The organism is Bradyrhizobium betae (assembly GCF_050632175.1).
GTDB classification, from domain to species: domain Bacteria; phylum Pseudomonadota; class Alphaproteobacteria; order Rhizobiales; family Xanthobacteraceae; genus Bradyrhizobium; species Bradyrhizobium betae_B.
The window spans coordinates 274536-290820 of record NZ_CP192576.1 but is presented as its reverse complement, the minus strand read 5'-3'; the positions used below and the strand labels follow the sequence as shown (position 1 = coordinate 290820).

The following is a 16285-nucleotide window of genomic DNA, read 5'->3' as shown; positions in this document are numbered from 1 at the left end:
GCCATGTCGCAGTCTGACAGTATCAGTGCCTCAATGCGCCGGCGGCTTGGGCCATGGCTTCTGCGGGCCGCGCAGGCCCTCGAAGGCCTTGGCCATGCCGAGCACGCCGATATCGTCGAAGCGGCGGCCGACGATCTGCACGCCGATCGGAAAGCCGTTGGGGTCGAAACCGCCGTTGAGGGAAACCGCCGGGTTCTCCGACATATTCCACGGCACGGTATAGCAGATGTGCTCGAACGGTCGCATCGGATCATTGGTCGGCGAAGCCCAGTCCGCCGGATAGTTCACGTTCGGCGCAGTCGGCGAGATCAGGTAGTCGAGCTCGCAGAACAGCTTTGCGGCGGCGGCGCGGATTGCCATGGTCTGGTTGAAGCCGCGGATTACGTCCACACCCGACAGTTTCGCGCCGGACTCGCCCCATTTGAAGATGTAGGGCAGCACCTTGGCCTGCTCTTCCGGCGTCAGCTTCGACAGATCGTCCCACATCCGCGCGCGCCAGAAATTGTCGAGGCCGTCGAGCATCTCGCGCGTGAGGATGCCGTCGATCTCGGTGACGACGCTTCCTGCGGATTCGAATGCCTTGGCGGCTTTCACCGCAACGTCGCGGACCGGCCGTTCGGCCGGCAGGCCAACGCCGGCATCCAGCATCAATCCGATGCGCAGCTTGCGCGGAGACTTCTCCAGCCCCTTCCAGTTGAGCGGTTCGGCGGGCAGGCTCATGCCGTCGCGCCGGTCCGGCTTTGCGATCACGCTCATCATCAGCGCGCAATCGTCGACGGTGCGGGTCATGGGACCCGCGACGCGGCCGACATAGGTGGGGTCGATCGGCACGCGGCCAAAGCTCGGCTTCAGGCCGACCAGGCCGCACCAGCCCGCGGGCAGGCGAACCGAGCCGTCAATATCGGTGCCGAGATGCAGCGGACCGTAACCGGCCGCCGCGGCTGCGCCAGCACCCGCGCTGGAGCCGCCGGGATTCTTGGAGAGGTCCCAGGGATTGCGCGCCAGCGCGTGGAAGCTGGAGAGCCCCGAGGACAGCATGCCGTAATCAGGCATGGTGGTCTTGGCGAAGATGATGGAGCCTGCCTCGCGCAGGCGCGCGGCGGGCGGGGCATCCTTCTCGGCCGGCACCAGCTTGACGCTGGCGGCGCCCAGCGGCACGGGTACGCCCTTGGTTGCGATGTTGTCCTTCACGGTCACAGGCACGCCGTCGAGCGCGCCGGAGGGTTCGCCTCCGGTCCAGCGCGCGGTCGAGGCCTTTGCAGCCTCGCGCGCGCCGTCGGGATCGAACGCATAGAGCGCCTTCAGATGCGGTTCCCACGCGGCGACGTGCGTGAGCAAATCCTCCAGCACCTCGCTCGGCGAGAACTGCCTGGCGCGATAGCCCGCGATCAGATCGACCGCGGACAGATCGTGCAGCGAGGTGACCGTCTCTTCGACGCTCTTCTTCGGCATTGCTAGCCCACTGGCATGCGCGTTTCGATGATGCGAGCGAACATGCTGGCGCCGATTGGCAGGATCTTGTCGTCGAGCACGAAGCCGGGATTGTGCACCGGCACCGAGCCGTCATGGCCGACCCAGAAATAGGCGCCGGGAATGGTTTGCAGCATGTCGGCGAAATCTTCGCTGCCCATCTTCGGCTGGGTGCGGGTGATGACGTTGGCGGGGTCGACGATGGTGCGCGCGACGTCCTCCACCACCTTGGACTGCTCGACCTGGTTGACCAGCACGTCGAAGGTGTCGCGGATGTCGACGTCGATCACGCACTGATAGGCGCTCGCGATGCCGGCGCAGATCGTGCGAATGCGTTCGCTGATGAGGGTGCGGACTTCTTTCGAGAAAGTGCGGATGGTGCCGCAAAGATGCGCGTCGCCGGGGATGACGTTGTAGGCGGAGCCGGCGTGAATTTGCGTGATCGAGATGACGGCGGCTTGCAGCGGCTCGACGTTGCGGCTGACGATGGTCTGGATCGCCTGTGCCAGCGTGGTCGCGATGATCACCGCGTCCTTGGAGCGTTCCGGCATCGCGCCATGCGCGCCGTAGCCGGTGATGCGGAGGTCGAAGAAGTCGGCGCTGGCCATTGCCGGGCCGGGCAGGATCGCGATCTCGCCGTGGTTGAGATCGGGCGCGTTATGCAGGCCGTAGAGCTCGTCGCACGGAAACTTCTCGAACAGCCCGTCCTTGATCATGGCGCGGGCGCCGCCGAGGCCTTCCTCGGCCGGCTGGAAGATCAGGTGCACGGTGCCGTCGAAGTTCTTCGTTTCGGCAAGATAACGCGCGGTGCCGAGCAGCATGGTGGTGTGGCCGTCATGGCCGCAGCCGTGGAAGCGGCCGGGGATTTTCGAACTCCATTTCAGATTGGTGTTCTCTTCCATCGGCAGCGCGTCCATGTCGGCGCGAAGGCCAATGCGCTTGCTCCCAGCGCCCTTGCCCTTGATGACGCCGATCACGCCGGTGCCGCCGAGACCGCGATGCACCTCGATGCCCCAGCTCTTCAGCTTGTCGGCGACGATGCCGGAGGTGCGCACTTCCTCGAAGCCGATCTCGGGATGAGCGTGGAGGTCGCGGCGGATGGCGGTGAGTTCGTCGGCATAGCCGTCGATGCGCTCGAGTGTGGGCATGTGGTCCTGTCCGGTTAGCGTGAAGGGGGATTGAAAACGGGGCCGTTCGGCTTGATGCGGATGCCCGGACGCAGGCGCGTCCAGGGCAGCGAAGCGGTGTCGGCCGGCATCGCGCCGGGCGCGGCGCAGATCATCAGCTTTTCGGCGATCGGCTCGAAATCGGCGCGGAAATGCACCGAGCTCTTGTTGACCAGAATCTTCTGCTCGGTCGGCTCGATGCCGACATAGCGATACATCGCCTGGTCGGCGAGCTGCGCCTTGTGCGAGGAGACGACCACGCGGACGTCGCCGATCCGCAAGGCTGCCGAGGGGCCCATCTCCATCTCGCGGCCGCCGTAATAGGGGCCGGGCGCGATGAAGCGGCCGTCGGAGAGTTTTTCGACGACGAAGGTCTCGCGATAGGGCTCGTCGCCGGGAATGCCGGACTTGCCGCCGAGCGACAGCGTCACGGTGGCGCCGACGCCGGCCGCATGCGCGGCTTTGGCCGATTCCGGATCGTAGATGGCGCCGGTTGCGGCACTGGCCTTGTTGCGCACCAGCGCACGCAGCATGCCGGTGGTGTCGGAATCGCCGCCGGCGCCCGGATTGTCCTGGGTGTCGGCGATGATGATCGGTTTCTTGGCGTTCTTCGAGAGCTCCATCGCATGGCGCACGCCGTCGTCCGGCGACCAGATCTTGCCGTCGAAATCATCCTCGTGGCTCTCGATCAGTTTCACGACGGCATCGGCCGCGCGGTCGGCGTCTTCTTGTGTCTTGCCGTAGGCGAACACGCTCGGGCCGCAGTCGCGGAAATCGGCGGCGGGGAAGCCCGGCGCGAACGAGAGCGTCGGAACCGCATCGCCCTCGAGCGCGGCGACCTGTTCGTAGATGCCCTTGGTGGGAAAATCGTTGGTGCATTGCCAGCTGATGGCGATCAGGAACGGCAACTGGCGGAATGACTTTGCGAAACGCTGTTTCGTGTTCAGGAGCAGCGCGAGGTGCTTCGCCGAGGCGCGGCCGGTCTCGGCCATGTCGACATGGGGATAGGTGCGGTAGGCGATCAGCGCGTCCGCATGTTCCATCATCTCTGGCGTGACGTTGGCGTGCAGGTCGAGGCTGGCGACCAGCGGAACGTTCTTGCCGATGACGCGGCGCACGCGCGCCAGGATCTCGCCTTCGCCGTCGTCGAGGTGCTCCGTCACCATGGCGCCGTGCAGGTCGAGATAGACGGCGTCGAGCGGGCCGGCGGCCGCGATGCCGTCGACCATCACCTTCACGATGCGCTCGAACGCATCCCTGGTGACGTGCGCCGACGGGCTCGCACCGCAGGCGATGGTCGGAACCAGTTCCCAGCCGTTGGCTTCGGCGCTGTCGACGAAGCCGGCGAGGCCGACATTGATGCGCCGCATCACCTTCAGCACGTCGGGCCCTTCCGTCATCGCCGGCCAGCCGCCGCCGTGCTGAAAGTCCGCGAATGTCGCCTTCGTCGGAGCGAAGGTGTTGGTCTCGTGCAGGAAGCCGCCGACGGCGATACGTGTCATCAATTCTGGTCCAGTGAGCAAAGAGGGGGGACGTTAGCCTTGGCCTTGCGGAGAGAGCAAGGCGGGACGCACTCGCGCCGTGCATGGCCTCAAGCTGTTTTGGGAATGCTTTCCGCGATCACCGTCATTGCGAGCGTAGCGAAGCAATCCAGGATCCCTCCGCGGAGACAGTCTGGATTGCTTCGTCGCTTCGCTCCTCGCAATGACGGGGGAGGGCTACGCGCTCGCCGCCACACCTTCCGACACCGGCCGGAAGTTCGCGAAATCCCAGCCGCGTCCCGGTGCTGCTTCCAGCAAGGCGCGGGTGTAATCCTCTTTCGGACTCGTCAGAACCGCGGCCGCCGGGCCTTGCTCGACGACGCGGCCGTGCTGCATCACCACGACCTCGTCGCAGATCTGGGCTGCGACGCGCAGATCGTGGGTGATGAACAGGATCGCAATGCCGAGCCGATTCTGGATTTCGTCGAGCAGTTCCAGCACCTGCGCCTGCACCGAGACGTCGAGTGCGGAGACCGCTTCGTCGGCGACCAGCACGTCCGGATCGAGCGCGAGCGCCCGCGCGATGGCGATGCGCTGGCGCTGGCCGCCGGAGAACTGGTGCGGATAGCGCGTCACGGCGTCCGCGGGCAGGCCGACCAGCTCGAGCAGCTCGCGGGCGCGCTTCATCGCATCGGCATGCGAGGTGCCGTAATTGATCGGGCCTTCGGCGATGCTCTCGCCGACGGTGACGCGCGGGTTGAGCGAGCGATAGGGATCCTGGAAGACGATCTGGATCTTCTTCCGGTGCGGCTGGAGCAGGCGACGCGAGATGTCGGAGATCTCGCGGCCGGCGAGGCGCACGCCGCCGGAGGTCGGGTCGATCAGGCGGACGATGCAGCGCGCCACCGTCGACTTGCCCGAGCCGCTTTCGCCGACGATGCCGAGTGTACGGCCCTTGCGCAGCGTCAGCGTGACCTTGTCGGCGGCGACGACCTCGCGGCCTTTGCCGAAGAAAGAGCGTTCCTTGTAGACCTTGCCGAGGTCGTTGGCCTCCAGCACCACCGGCTCGCGGCTCTCCTCGCGCGGGGCGCGCGGCACCAGGCTCGGCACCGCCGAGAGCAGGTTGCGGGTGTATTCCATGGTCGGGTTGCGCAGCACGGTCTCGAGCGGACCGGTTTCGACCAGCCGGCCCTGTCGCATCACCGCGACGCGGTCGGCGATCTCGGCGACGACGCCCATGTCGTGGGTGATGAACAGCACGGCCGTGCCGTGATCGCGCTGGAGGTCGCGGATCAGGGTCAGGATCTGCTTCTGCGTGGTCACGTCGAGCGCGGTGGTCGGCTCGTCCGCGATCAGCAGCTTCGGCTCCAGCACCAATGCCATCGCGATCATGATGCGCTGGCGCTGGCCGCCGGAGAGGCGGTGCGGGTAGGAGGCGAAAATGCGCTCGACCTGCGGCAGGCGGACCTGCTCCATCATGTCGAGGATGCGCTTCTTGCGCGCCCTCGCGTCGAGATTGGTATGGGCGCGCAGCACTTCGTCGATCTGGCGGCCGACCGGCACCACCGGATTGAGCGCGGTCATCGGTTCCTGGAAGATCATCGCCATCTGCGTCGCGCGCAGCTGCCGCAGGCGGCGGTCGGTCGCGGTGAGAATCTCCTCACCGACCAGCTTGACGCTGCCGCCGGTCGGAACCAGCGTGCCCTTCGGCAGCAGGCCCATCGTGGTCAGCGAGGTCACCGACTTGCCAGATCCGCTCTCGCCGACGAGGCACAGCGTCTCGCCCTTGTGCACCTGGATCGAGATGCCGTCGATGATCTTTGGCCCGCCCGGCTTCTTGCCGACGGAGACGACGAGGTTGTTGATGTCGAGGATGGGGTTGGTCATCACTTGATCCGTCATCACTTGCCCTCCCGCTGCTTCATGCGCGGATCGAGTGCGTCGCGCGCGGCGTCGCCGATCAGGTTGATGCTGAGGATGGCGATCGAGAGCAGCAGGCCCGGCCAGAAGATCAGCGTCGGCTTGAGCTGAAAATACTGGCGGCCCTCGGCCATGATGTTGCCCCAGGTCGGCGTCTCCGGCGAGATGCCGGCGCCGAGGAAGGACAGGATGGCCTCGGTCAGGATCGCGGAGGCGCAGACATAGCTGCCCTGGACGATCAGTGGTGCGATCGTATTCGGCATCAGATGTCGCCACATGATCTTCGGGAGCGATGAGCCGACCGAGATTGCGGCTTCAACGTAAGGCTCCTCGCGGGCGGACAGCACGACCGAGCGCACCAGGCGCGCCACCCGCGGAACTTCGGGGATGGTAATCGCCACCAGCACCGTCCAGATGCTGGCGCCGGACAGCGACACCACGGCGATCGCGAGCAGGATGCTCGGCATCGCCATCAGGCCGTCCATGACGCGCATCAGCACGGAATCGACCAGCTTGAAGAAGCCGGAGACGAGGCCGATCGCAAGGCCGATGACGATCGCCAGGATCGCCGACCCGACGCCGATCAGCAGCGAGATGCGCCCGCCATAAATCACGCGCGAGAGCAGGTCGCGGCCATAGGCGTCGGTACCGAGCAGGAACTGCGCCGAGGCAGGCTTCAGCCGCTGCGACGGCGCAAGCTGGATCGGATCATGCGGCGCGATCAGCGGCGCCAGAATCGAGATCATCACGATCAGCGCAAGGCAGACCGTGGCCGCCGCGATGATCGGCGTCGAGGTGAGGAATCCGAAACGCGGCCGCAGCGGCGTCGTGATCGGGATGGATGACTGGGGAAGGCTATCGACCGACATTGTTTTTACCCTTGCCTCAGTACCGGATCCGGGGATCGAGCAGCGTATAGGCGACGTCGATCAGCAGATTGACGACGACGTAGATCAGTGACGTCAGCAGGATCATGGCCTGGATCACCGGATAATCGCGCGCCAGCACCGCGTCCACCGTGAGGCGGCCGATGCCGGGAATGTTGAACACGCTCTCGGTGACGACGACGCCGGAGATCAAGAGCGCAAAGCCGGTGCCGATCACGGTAATCACGGGTACGGCGGCGTTGCGCAGCGCATGGCGCATCATCACCGCGACCTCGTTGATGCCCTTCGCGCGCGCCGTTCGTACGTAATCTTCGCCGAGCACATCGAGCATCGCCGCCCGCGTCATGCGCGCGATCAGCGCGACGTAGATGAAGGACAGCGCGCAGGTCGGCAGGATGATGCGCTCGAAGAACGGTCCGAAGCCGTTGAAGATGCTGCGGAAGCCCTGCACCGGCACCCAGCGCAGATCGATCGCGAACACCTGGATCAGGAGGTAGCCGACCACGAACACCGGTACCGAGAAGCCGAGCACGGAGAGACCCATCACGAAGCGGTCGATCCATGTGCCATGCTTCCAAGCCGCGATGACGCCCAGGGGAACGGCGACGGCGACCGCGAGGATGATGGTCGAGAGCGCGATCGAGATCGACGGCTCGACACGCTGGCTGATCATCTTGATCACGGGCAGATTGGAGATCAGCGACGTTCCGAGGTCGCCGTGCAGCAGCTTGTTCACCCAGGTGATGAACTGCACGATCAACGGCTCGTTGAGGCCGAGGGAGTCGCGGATGCGCTCCAGCCGTTCAGGTGTCGCGTTGTCGCCGGCGAGAATCGCGGCGGGGTCGCCGGGGGTCAGTCGCAGCAGCAGAAACACGAACAGCGCGACGACACCCATCACGGGGACCGCCGCCAGGACGCGGCGAATGAGATAACCTAGCATGCACCTATCTCCGGCTGCGGAACGTGTGGCGCCCTGGGGCGTCCGTGGAATCTGTCGTGTCTATCATGCGCGCCTGTCATTCGGGCTGGGAAAGCCGGCCGGAGATGCCGACTTTGCGGGGCAAATTGTGTGCCAAGGGCAGGGCGGTATCAAGGGGCCGCTCTGCGTCCGCCGGGAACCACTCAGGATGCATGACGCAGCTCGGTCTCAACCTTGAGTGACGGAACGGTTGGCGGAGCGTTGAGCCCGCGCCAGCCGTCGATGGTCCCGGCAATCATCTGCGCGGTCGCGGCCGACAGGGTCCAGCCGAGATGGCCGTGGCCGGTGTTGAAGAACACGCCCGGTATCCGGCCTGCGCGCACCACCGGCATCATGTTCGGCATCATCGGCCGTAGTCCGGCCCACGGAACGACACGCGACGTTTCGACGTCGGGGAAGTTGCTGCGCACCCAGTCGACCAGCGGCTGCACGCGGTCGGCGTGAATGTCGCGGTTGAAGTCGTTGAATTCGGCGGTGCCGGCGACGCGGAAGCGATCGGCACCGAGCCGGCTGGTGACGATCTTGGCGGCTTCGTCGAGCAGGCTGACGGTCGGCGTCGCGTTGCGGCTCGCGGCGGTGTCGAGCTGCACGGTGATCGAATAGCCCTTCACCGGATAGATGTTGACGCGCTCGTCGAGAAGGGTGGCGAAGTGACGGCTCGCCACACCTGCGCAAACCACGACCCCGTCCACCTTCAGCATGCCGCGCGCGGATGCGACCGCATCGCTTGCGGACAGATCGGCCCAGCCGATGACAAAGCCGGCGCCGGCGCGAGCGATCGAATCGATGTTGGCCTCGTGGATGAAGGTGGCGCCGCGTCGCTTGCAGACCTCGGCCAGCCCGCGGGTAAACTTGTGGATATCGCCGGTCGCATCCGACGGGGTGTAGAAGCCGCCGTAATAGTCCTTGCGCAGCGTCGGCTCGATGGCGCGGATTTCCTCAGGTGTCACCGGACGGCGGTCGAGGCCGCCTTCCTGCAGCAGCGCGTTGACGCGCAGGCCGGACTCAAAACCCTTCTTGTCGTGATAGATGTGGAGGATGCCGCGGCGTTCGAGATCGAAGTCGATGCCTTCGCGTGCCGCGATCTCGAACAGATGCTTGCGGGCTTCGATCGCAAGCCGCGTGGTCTCTATGGTGTTGGCGCGGTAGTTGCCGATGTTGGCGACGAACTCGCTCATCCAGGAATATTTGTGCCAGTTCGGGCGCGGGTTCATCAGCAACGGCGCGTCGCGCCGAAACATCCAGCGCAGGCCTTTGAGGATCGTCGCGGTGCTATTCCAGACCTCGGCATTGCTGGCGGAGAGCTGTCCGCCATTGGCGAAGGAGGTCTCCATCGCGGCGTAACGGTGCTTGTCGAGCACCGTCACCTTGTAGCCGCGTTCGAGCAGGGCATAGGCGGTCGTTACGCCGGTGATGCCGGCGCCGATGATGGCGATATGGGTCATGGCAGGTTCGGGGCTCCCGTGAATTAGAGTCGGCTAACCGCCGGCCACACGGCCGTTGGCGGCGCCCCATCTGTCACGGTTACCTGAGAGCTTGACCCGGCGCGGACCCCGTAAGGTCAGCTCCGGACTATCCCCTTCGGTGGACGTCACGACTTTCAAATCGTGCCGTCTCTCTCCAGATCGTCCTGACGATACAGTCCTTTTGCCTGAGAGTTTCCGGGGCGGTTGCTCCGTCGGCGCCGCAAAGAAGGCCGAAACCTTCGTTGCGATCTCTCCCGCATCGTCGCTTGGACGCTCGAGCAGTACGATGCGCCTCATTTTTAGACAAGGCTAAATTTCAACCGCTGCTGCCAACGTATTGTGCAGTGCAAACTTGATTCAATTTACTCGAGTGTCGCCAGCAAGCCCGCCATCAGACGCCCGCGTTCGACCAGGCTCTCGACCTCGATGAACTCCTCGAGCGTATGGCCATTGCCGCCGCGCACGCCCAGACCGTCGAGCGTCGGGATGCCCATCGCGCCCGTGAAGTTGCCGTCGGAACCGCCGCCGGAGCTCGCATGCGGCAGCTCGGCGCCGAGCGATTTGGCGATGTCGCGCGCCTTTTCATACAGCGCCATCGTGCCAGCATCCGGCTCCCACACCGGCCGCGTGACGCCGCGCGTCACTTTGAAGGAAACATCATTGGCGGTGCCTGATAATGCCAGCATCCTTTCGACGCCGCGATCGAGATCGGCCTGGCGCTTCGCCATGGACAGCGCTTCGCCGGTGGCGGTCGTTGCAACGCAATTGACCCATTGTCCGCCATGCACGACGCCGACCGAGAAGGTGCAGTCGTCGGTCGTCATCGCGTCGATCGCAAGGATCTGCCGCGCCATCTCGCGGATCGCCGAGCGTCCCGCCGACAACGTCGCGCCGGCGTGGCTCGGCCGTCCCGTCGCCTCGAGATTGAAGCGCGCGATGGCGTAACGTCCGGTGGTGACGCCGTTGTCGGCGCGGCCGGGCTCGGGCACCAGCACATATTTGTTGCGCGCAGCCTCCGCCTCGATGATGTCGCGCGTCGAAGGCGTGCCCACTTCCTCGTCCGGCGTGAACAGCACGGTGATCGGCAGCGGCGTGGTGAAGGAGGCGCGCGCCAGTTGCCGGATGGCTTCCAGCGAGAGGTAATTGCCGCCCTTCATGTCGTAGATGCCGGGGCCGTAGCACTTGTTGCCCTCGCGGCGCCATTTCAGCTTCTCGATGGTGCCGACCGGGTGGACGGTGTCCATGTGGCCGGCGATCAGGATACCTGGCTCACCTTGCTTCGGATGCGGGAAGCGTGCGCGGATGACGCCGCCAAAGCCCTGGCGGCCGGCGATGCGTTCGATGGTCGCACCCATGATCGCCATATCCCGCGCTGCGATATCGAGCATGCGGTTAACGGCACCGGCGTCCCAGGTCGGGCTCTCGCAGTCGACCCAGGTGCGCAGGCCTTCGAGCATGGCCTCGGAATCGAAGGGAAGATTGGCTGGATTCATCTTAATGTCTCTCAAGCTTCGAAAGATGGAACGCGCATTGCATTGCGCAGGGCAGGACGAGCGGGGAGTGTTGTAGAGCCAAACCGATCGTTGTGGAGCCCGTGCGCGCGCCGCTTGGGCTTGCAGCGAAACCGGATTGACGCGGTTGGCACTGTCTGCAAGTCTTGAAAAGATAAAGGCATTGCATGAGGTTAGTTCGCCTAAGGAACGAACCGAATGCTCAACCAATAACCTGCCTTTGAACAGTTTCACGTCAGGAGAGACTTTTATGTTGAGCTTAATGCGCCGGGGGCGTCGCGCGTTCGCCTCCACACTTGCGCTGTCGGTCGTGGCGCTTTCGACCGCAATGGCCTCGCCGGTATTCGCCGCCGGCAAGACCATCACCGCGGTGATGCATTCGGATCTACGCATCATCGATCCGATCTTCACCACCGCCTACATCACGCGAGACCATGGTTACATGGTCTACGACACGCTGATCACGACGGATTCGAATTTCAAGATCCAGCCGCAGATGGCGGATTGGAAGATCTCCGACGACAAGCTCACCTACACCTTCACCCTGCGCGACGGCCTGAAGTGGCATGACGGCAAACCGGTGACGGCGGAAGACTGCGTCGCCTCGCTCAAGCGCTGGGCCGCAGTCGACGGCATGGGCCAGCAGATGATGCAGTTCACTGCAAGCATCGAGGCGACCGATCCCAAGACCATTACGCTGAAGCTCAAGGAGCCCTACGGCCTCGTGCTCGACTCGATCGGCAAGCCATCCTCGCGCGTCGCCTTCATGATGCCGAAGCGTCTTGCCGAGACGCCGCCGGACAAGCAGATTCCTGAGCAGATCGGCTCCGGCCCCTTCAAGTTCGTCCAGGGTGAATTCCAGCCGGGCGTGAAGGCTGTCTATGTCAAGAACACCGACTACGTGCCGCGCAAAGAGCCGGCGAGCTGGACTGCCGGCGGCAAGGTCGTGAAGGTCGACCGGGTCGAATGGGTGACCATGCCTGACGCGCAGACCGCGGTGAACGCGCTGCAGTCGGGTGACATCGATTTCCTCGAGAACCCCTCGTTCGATCTCGTTCCGGTTCTCGAAGGCAACAAGGAACTCAACGTCCAGGTGCTGAACAAGTTCGGCTTCCAGACGCTCGGCCGCATGAACTTCCTGTATCCGCCCTTCGACAACGTCAAGGTTCGCCGCGCGGCGATGATGGCGATGAACCAGAAGGACGTGCTGGACGCTCTGATCGGCAATCCGAAGTACTACAAGATCTGCGGCGCCTTCTTCATCTGCGACACCCCGCTCGCAACCGACGTCGGCTCGGAATCGCTGGTCAAGGGCAACGGCATGGCGGAAGCCAAGAAGCTGCTCGCCGAGTCCGGCTACGATGGCACGCCCGTCGTGATCATGGCGCCGGGCGACGTCACCACGCTGAAGGCCCAGCCGGTCGTTGCCGCGCAGGCGCTGCGTGAAGCCGGCTTCAAGGTCGATCTGCAGGCGACCGACTGGCAGACGGTGGTGAGCCGCCGCGCTAGCCAGAAGCCCCCGAAGGAGGGCGGCTGGAACATGTTCTTCACCAACTGGGTCAGCGCCGACGTCTCCAACCCGATCTCCAACCTCTCGATCGGTGGTCAGGGCAAGAAGGGCGGCTGGTTCGGCTGGGCTGAGAACGCCAAGATCGAGAAGCTCAAGGACGACTTCGTCCGCGCGGCCTCGCTCGATGATCAGAAGAAGATCGCGACCGAGATCCAGAAGGAAGCCTACGATCAGGTCATCTACATCCCGCTCGGCCAGTATCAGGCGCCCAGCGCTTGGCGGAAGTCGTTGACCGGTGTGATCGACGGCCCGGCGACCCCGGTGTTCTGGAACATCGACAAGAGCGAGTAAGGCGAGGGCGCGTGAGCGCGCCTTCCGTCTCGACCATCACGCGGCGCCGCTGTCATCAGCGGCGCCGCTCGCCAATGAACTTCCCAAGAGAGCTTGCAAAGAAAATTTCTCAGGAGAACTTTAGTGTTCCAACTCATGCGGCACGGGCGTCGGGCGGTTTCCTCCACACTTGCGATCTCGGTCGTCGCGCTTTCGGCACTGGCCTCGCCGGTTCTTGCCGCGGGCAAGACCATTACCGCCGTGATGCATTCGGATCTGCGTGTCCTCGATCCGATCTTCACCACCGCCTACATCACGCGTGACCATGGCTACATGGTCTACGATACGCTGATCGCGACGGATTCGAATTTCAAGATCCAGCCGCAGATGGCGGACTGGAGGATCTCCGACGACAAGCTGACCTACACCTTCACGCTGCGCGACGGCCTGAAATGGCATGACGGCGCGCCGGTGACGGCGGAAGACTGCGTCGCCTCGCTCAAGCGCTGGGCCGCAGTCGACGGCATGGGCCAGCAGATGATGCAGTTCACGGCCAGCATCGAGGCGACCGATCCCAAGACCATCACGCTGAAGCTGAAGGAGCCCTACGCGCTCGTGCTGGACTCGATCGGCAAGCCGTCCTCCCGGGTCGCCTTCATGATGCCGAAGCGTCTTGCCGAGACGCCGGTGGACAAGCAGATCCCAGAGCAGATCGGCTCCGGCCCGTTCAAGTTCGTGCCCGGCGAATTCCAGCCCGGCGTGAAATCCATCTACGTCAAGAACACCGATTACGTCCCGCGCAAGGAACCGGCGAGCTGGACTGCCGGCGGCAAGGTGGTCAAGGTCGACCGCGTCGAATGGATCACCATGCCGGACGCGCAGACGGCGTTGAACGCGCTGCAGTCTGGCGACGTCGATTTCATGGAGAATCCCGCCATCGAAATGTTGCCGACCATCGAGGCCGACAAGGGGCTCAAGACCGAGATCCTGAACAAGTTCGGCTTTCAGACCGGCGCGCGGATGAACTTCCTCTATCCGCCATTCGATAACGTCAAGGTTCGCCGTGCAGCATTCCTCGCGATGAAACAGAAGGACGTGCTGGACGCGCTGATCGGCAACCCCAAGTTCTACAAGACCTGCGCTGCGGCCTTCATCTGCGATACGCCGTTCGCGACGGACGTTGGCGGCGAGACCCTGGCGAAGGGTGGCGACATGGCTGCGGCCAGGAAGGCGCTTGCCGAATCCGGTTACGACGGGACGCCCGTGGTGCTCATGGCGCCGGGCGACGTGCTGACGCTGAAGGCTCAACCGATCGTGGTGGCCCAGCAACTGCGCGAAGCCGGCTTCAAGGTCGACCTGCAGGCCACCGACTGGCAGACGGTGGTGAGCCGGCGCGCCAGCATGAAGCCCCCGAAGGAGGGCGGCTGGAACATGTTCATCACCAACTGGGTCAGTGCCGACGCGTCCAACCCGATCTCCAATGTCGCGGTCGGCGGGCAGGGCAAGAAGGGCGGCTGGTTCGGCTGGCCCGAGGATCCCAAGATCGAGCAGCTCAAGGACGCCTTCGTGCGCGCTGCTTCGCTCGAAGAGCAGAAGAAGATCGCGGCCGAAATCCAGAAGGAGGCCTATGATCAGGTGCTCTACATGCCGCTCGGTCAGTACCAGATTCCGAGCGCATGGCGGAAGTCGATCAGCGGCGTGATCGACGGTCCGGCGACGCCGGTGTTCTGGAATATGGACAAGTCGGAGTAGGACTAAAACCGAGTATGCGAGAGGGTGCTTGTCGCACCTTTCGTGCAAACGAGCGGCGCCGCTGCCATCAGCGGCGCCGTTTTCGTTTGTCGGCTTCACGTCAGCTTGGGAGTGGAGCTTTGAGTTCTTCCAGCCTCCAGTTGTTGCCCACCGCGACCGCCCACGACGCCTTGCAAGTTTCGAACGCGCAGAAAGCACCAGGTCGCGAGGAAGCACGATGCCCGAGAATGCAGCGGAAGATTCCAGCGCCAGCAGGCGTGCGACCAACTATGCCTTGCACTCAGCAATGGCTGTCGCGCACACCCTCCAGGCCTTCGCTCGCGAAAGGCACAGTGAACGCGGCGTGCTCCGGCTGTGGGGGCGGACGTTTCGTTTCGGTCGGCTCCAGGGCGTGATGGTCTTCGCGGAGTTCCGGTTCCATGGCGGCGGCCTTTCGAATTGCTGCAGTACAACATCGAGGCCGCCGGCAAGTTCCTCGGGCCAAGTTCCTCAGGTGACGGGGCGGTGATGCGGCTTGAACATCCGTCCATTTTCCACCACCAGCACGATCGCGAGTGCCGCGACGGTCGACAGGAAGAAGCCGACCGCGAACGGCATCAGCGTGCCGTCGAAGCTTTGCCCGATGGCCATGCCGATCGCGATCCCGATCAGGGTGGTGATGGAGCCGTAGAGCGACGAGGCCGTGCCGGCGATGTGGCCCTGCGGCTCCATTGCGAGCGCCGTGAAGTTCGCAACCATCATGCCGAACGAGAACATCATCAGCGCCGACAGCGCCATGAACAGCGCGAGCGGCAGCACATTCAGGCTTTCCGTGATGAGCAGGATGGTAGCCACGACGGCATAGAGCGTCAGCGCGCCGTGCGAGATCACGCGCATGCCGAGCCGTCCGACGAGGCGCGCATTGAGGAAGCCCGCGATGGCGACGCCGGTCGCGATCGCGGCGAAGGCGAGCGGGAAATAATGGCCGAGGTGGTAGATCTCGGTGAAGACCTGCTGCGCCGAGAACACGTAGGCGAACAGCGCGCCCATGACGCTGCCTGCGGCCATCGCATAGCCGATGGTCTGGCGGTTGGTCAGGGTTTGCCGGAAGGCGGCGAGCACATCGGCGGGTGCAAGCGACCTGCGTTCGGAATCCGGCAGCGTCTCCGGCAGCCGCAGCACGCTCCAGGCGAGGGCAAGCAGCCCATAGAGCGCCAGCACGATGAAGATGCCTCGCCATTGCGACACCAGCAGCACCGCCTGTCCGAACGACGGCGCGACTACCGGCACCGCGATGAACACCATCATCGCAAGCGACATCACGCTCGCCATCCTGCGGCCGACATAGCAATCGCGCACGATCGAGGTCGCGATCACGCGCGTCGCAGCGGTGCCAAACCCCTGCAGTGCGCGCGCCAGCAATAGTGTTTCGAACGAGGGCGCGGCGATCGCCAGCAAGCTCGCCACTGCATAGACCGTCATGCCGCCGAGCAGCACCGGGCGTCGTCCAAACCGGTCGGACAGCGGTCCCATGATGAACTGGCCGGCGCCGAAGCCAATCAGGAAGATCGACAGCACGAGCTGGAGATGGTTGGCGTTCGGAATCTTGAAGGTTGCCCCGATATTGGGCAGCGCCGGCAGCATCATGTCCATCGCGAGCGGATTCAGCGCCATGATGGACGCGATCACGACAACGAATTCCGGAAAACCCATAGGACGGTGCCCCGAGGACACCCAATCGTCGGCGTTGACGTCGGACAAGCAGCTCACCTCTTAAATTCAGGGGCTTTTCTATCGTCTATGCTGCGTTGCACAACCCATGTTTCGGGATGGC

General features: G+C 64.3%; 11 protein-coding genes and 2 riboswitches. Of the genes, 2 read left to right on the top strand and 9 right to left on the bottom strand.

The features are described 5' to 3' along the window. Nucleotides 1-30 precede the first annotated feature (30 nt). The 8 genes from ACQ86E_RS01530 to ACQ86E_RS01495 form a co-directional block, all read right to left on the bottom strand. Entirely contained in the window at nt 31-1452 is a 1422-nt protein-coding gene (locus ACQ86E_RS01530) for an amidase (RefSeq protein WP_431203905.1), read from the bottom strand. Between the two features lie 2 nt (nt 1453-1454). Then, nucleotides 1455-2618: a M20 aminoacylase family protein gene (locus ACQ86E_RS01525; RefSeq protein WP_431203904.1), complete on the bottom strand. Its 1164-nt coding sequence runs from the start codon at nt 2616-2618 to the stop codon at nt 1455-1457. A gap of 14 nt (nt 2619-2632) precedes the next feature. Then, the gene (locus tag ACQ86E_RS01520) at nt 2633-4138 is read right to left on the bottom strand and encodes a M81 family metallopeptidase (protein WP_431203903.1); all 1506 of its coding nucleotides are present in this window, start codon (nt 4136-4138) and stop codon (nt 2633-2635) included. Between the two features lie 216 nt (nt 4139-4354). Beyond that, nucleotides 4355-6004 (bottom strand): ABC transporter ATP-binding protein, encoded by a 1650-nt coding sequence (locus tag ACQ86E_RS01515; protein WP_431203902.1) that lies wholly within the window; start codon nt 6002-6004, stop codon nt 4355-4357. A 14-nt stretch (nt 6005-6018) separates the two neighbouring features. After that, entirely contained in the window at nt 6019-6906 is an 888-nt protein-coding gene (locus ACQ86E_RS01510; protein WP_431203901.1) for an ABC transporter permease, read from the bottom strand. A 16-nt stretch (nt 6907-6922) separates the two neighbouring features. Continuing rightward, a complete protein-coding gene (locus ACQ86E_RS01505; RefSeq protein ID WP_431203900.1) occupies nt 6923-7864 on the bottom strand; it encodes an ABC transporter permease in 942 nt (313 codons plus the stop codon). A 182-nt stretch (nt 7865-8046) separates the two neighbouring features. Further along, nucleotides 8047-9348, bottom strand: a complete 1302-nt coding sequence (locus ACQ86E_RS01500; protein ID WP_431203899.1) for a D-amino acid dehydrogenase — start codon at nt 9346-9348, stop codon at nt 8047-8049. Nucleotides 9349-9416: 68 nt separating this feature from the next. Further along, nucleotides 9417-9529: riboswitch (glycine riboswitch) on the bottom strand. Nucleotides 9530-9532: 3 nt separating this feature from the next. Continuing rightward, nucleotides 9533-9636, bottom strand: a riboswitch (glycine riboswitch). A 95-nt stretch (nt 9637-9731) separates the two neighbouring features. Next, nucleotides 9732-10862: a M20/M25/M40 family metallo-hydrolase gene (locus ACQ86E_RS01495; protein ID WP_431203898.1), complete on the bottom strand. Its 1131-nt coding sequence runs from the start codon at nt 10860-10862 to the stop codon at nt 9732-9734. A gap of 268 nt (nt 10863-11130) precedes the next feature. Here ACQ86E_RS01495 and ACQ86E_RS01490 point away from each other — a divergent pair, with 268 nt between their 5' ends. Beyond that, nucleotides 11131-12741 carry an ABC transporter substrate-binding protein gene (locus ACQ86E_RS01490; RefSeq protein ID WP_431203897.1) on the top strand — a complete coding sequence of 537 codons (1611 nt, stop codon included), beginning with the start codon at nt 11131-11133 and terminating at the stop codon, nt 12739-12741. Between the two features lie 123 nt (nt 12742-12864). Then, nucleotides 12865-14472 (top strand): ABC transporter substrate-binding protein, encoded by a 1608-nt coding sequence (locus tag ACQ86E_RS01485; protein ID WP_431203896.1) that lies wholly within the window; start codon nt 12865-12867, stop codon nt 14470-14472. A 489-nt stretch (nt 14473-14961) separates the two neighbouring features. Here ACQ86E_RS01485 and ACQ86E_RS01480 read toward each other — a convergent pair whose 3' ends face one another. Continuing rightward, on the bottom strand, nt 14962-16212 hold the full coding sequence (locus ACQ86E_RS01480) for a multidrug effflux MFS transporter (protein ID WP_431203895.1): 1251 nt from the start codon (nt 16210-16212) through the stop codon (nt 14962-14964). Between the last annotated feature and the right edge of the window lie 73 nt (nt 16213-16285).

Coding starts and splice junctions, on each gene's coding strand:
- ACQ86E_RS01530 (WP_431203905.1), bottom strand. CDS start 1,452: ATGCCGAAGAAGAGCGTCGAAGAGACGGTCACCTCGCTGCACGATCTG.
- ACQ86E_RS01525 (WP_431203904.1), bottom strand. CDS start 2,618: ATGCCCACACTCGAGCGCATCGACGGCTATGCCGACGAACTCACCGCC.
- ACQ86E_RS01520 (WP_431203903.1), bottom strand. CDS start 4,138: ATGACACGTATCGCCGTCGGCGGCTTCCTGCACGAGACCAACACCTTC.
- ACQ86E_RS01515 (WP_431203902.1), bottom strand. CDS start 6,004: ATGACCAACCCCATCCTCGACATCAACAACCTCGTCGTCTCCGTCGGC.
- ACQ86E_RS01510 (WP_431203901.1), bottom strand. CDS start 6,906: ATGTCGGTCGATAGCCTTCCCCAGTCATCCATCCCGATCACGACGCCG.
- ACQ86E_RS01505 (WP_431203900.1), bottom strand. CDS start 7,864: ATGCTAGGTTATCTCATTCGCCGCGTCCTGGCGGCGGTCCCCGTGATG.
- ACQ86E_RS01500 (WP_431203899.1), bottom strand. CDS start 9,348: ATGACCCATATCGCCATCATCGGCGCCGGCATCACCGGCGTAACGACC.
- ACQ86E_RS01495 (WP_431203898.1), bottom strand. CDS start 10,862: ATGAATCCAGCCAATCTTCCCTTCGATTCCGAGGCCATGCTCGAAGGC.
- ACQ86E_RS01490 (WP_431203897.1), top strand. CDS start 11,131: ATGTTGAGCTTAATGCGCCGGGGGCGTCGCGCGTTCGCCTCCACACTT.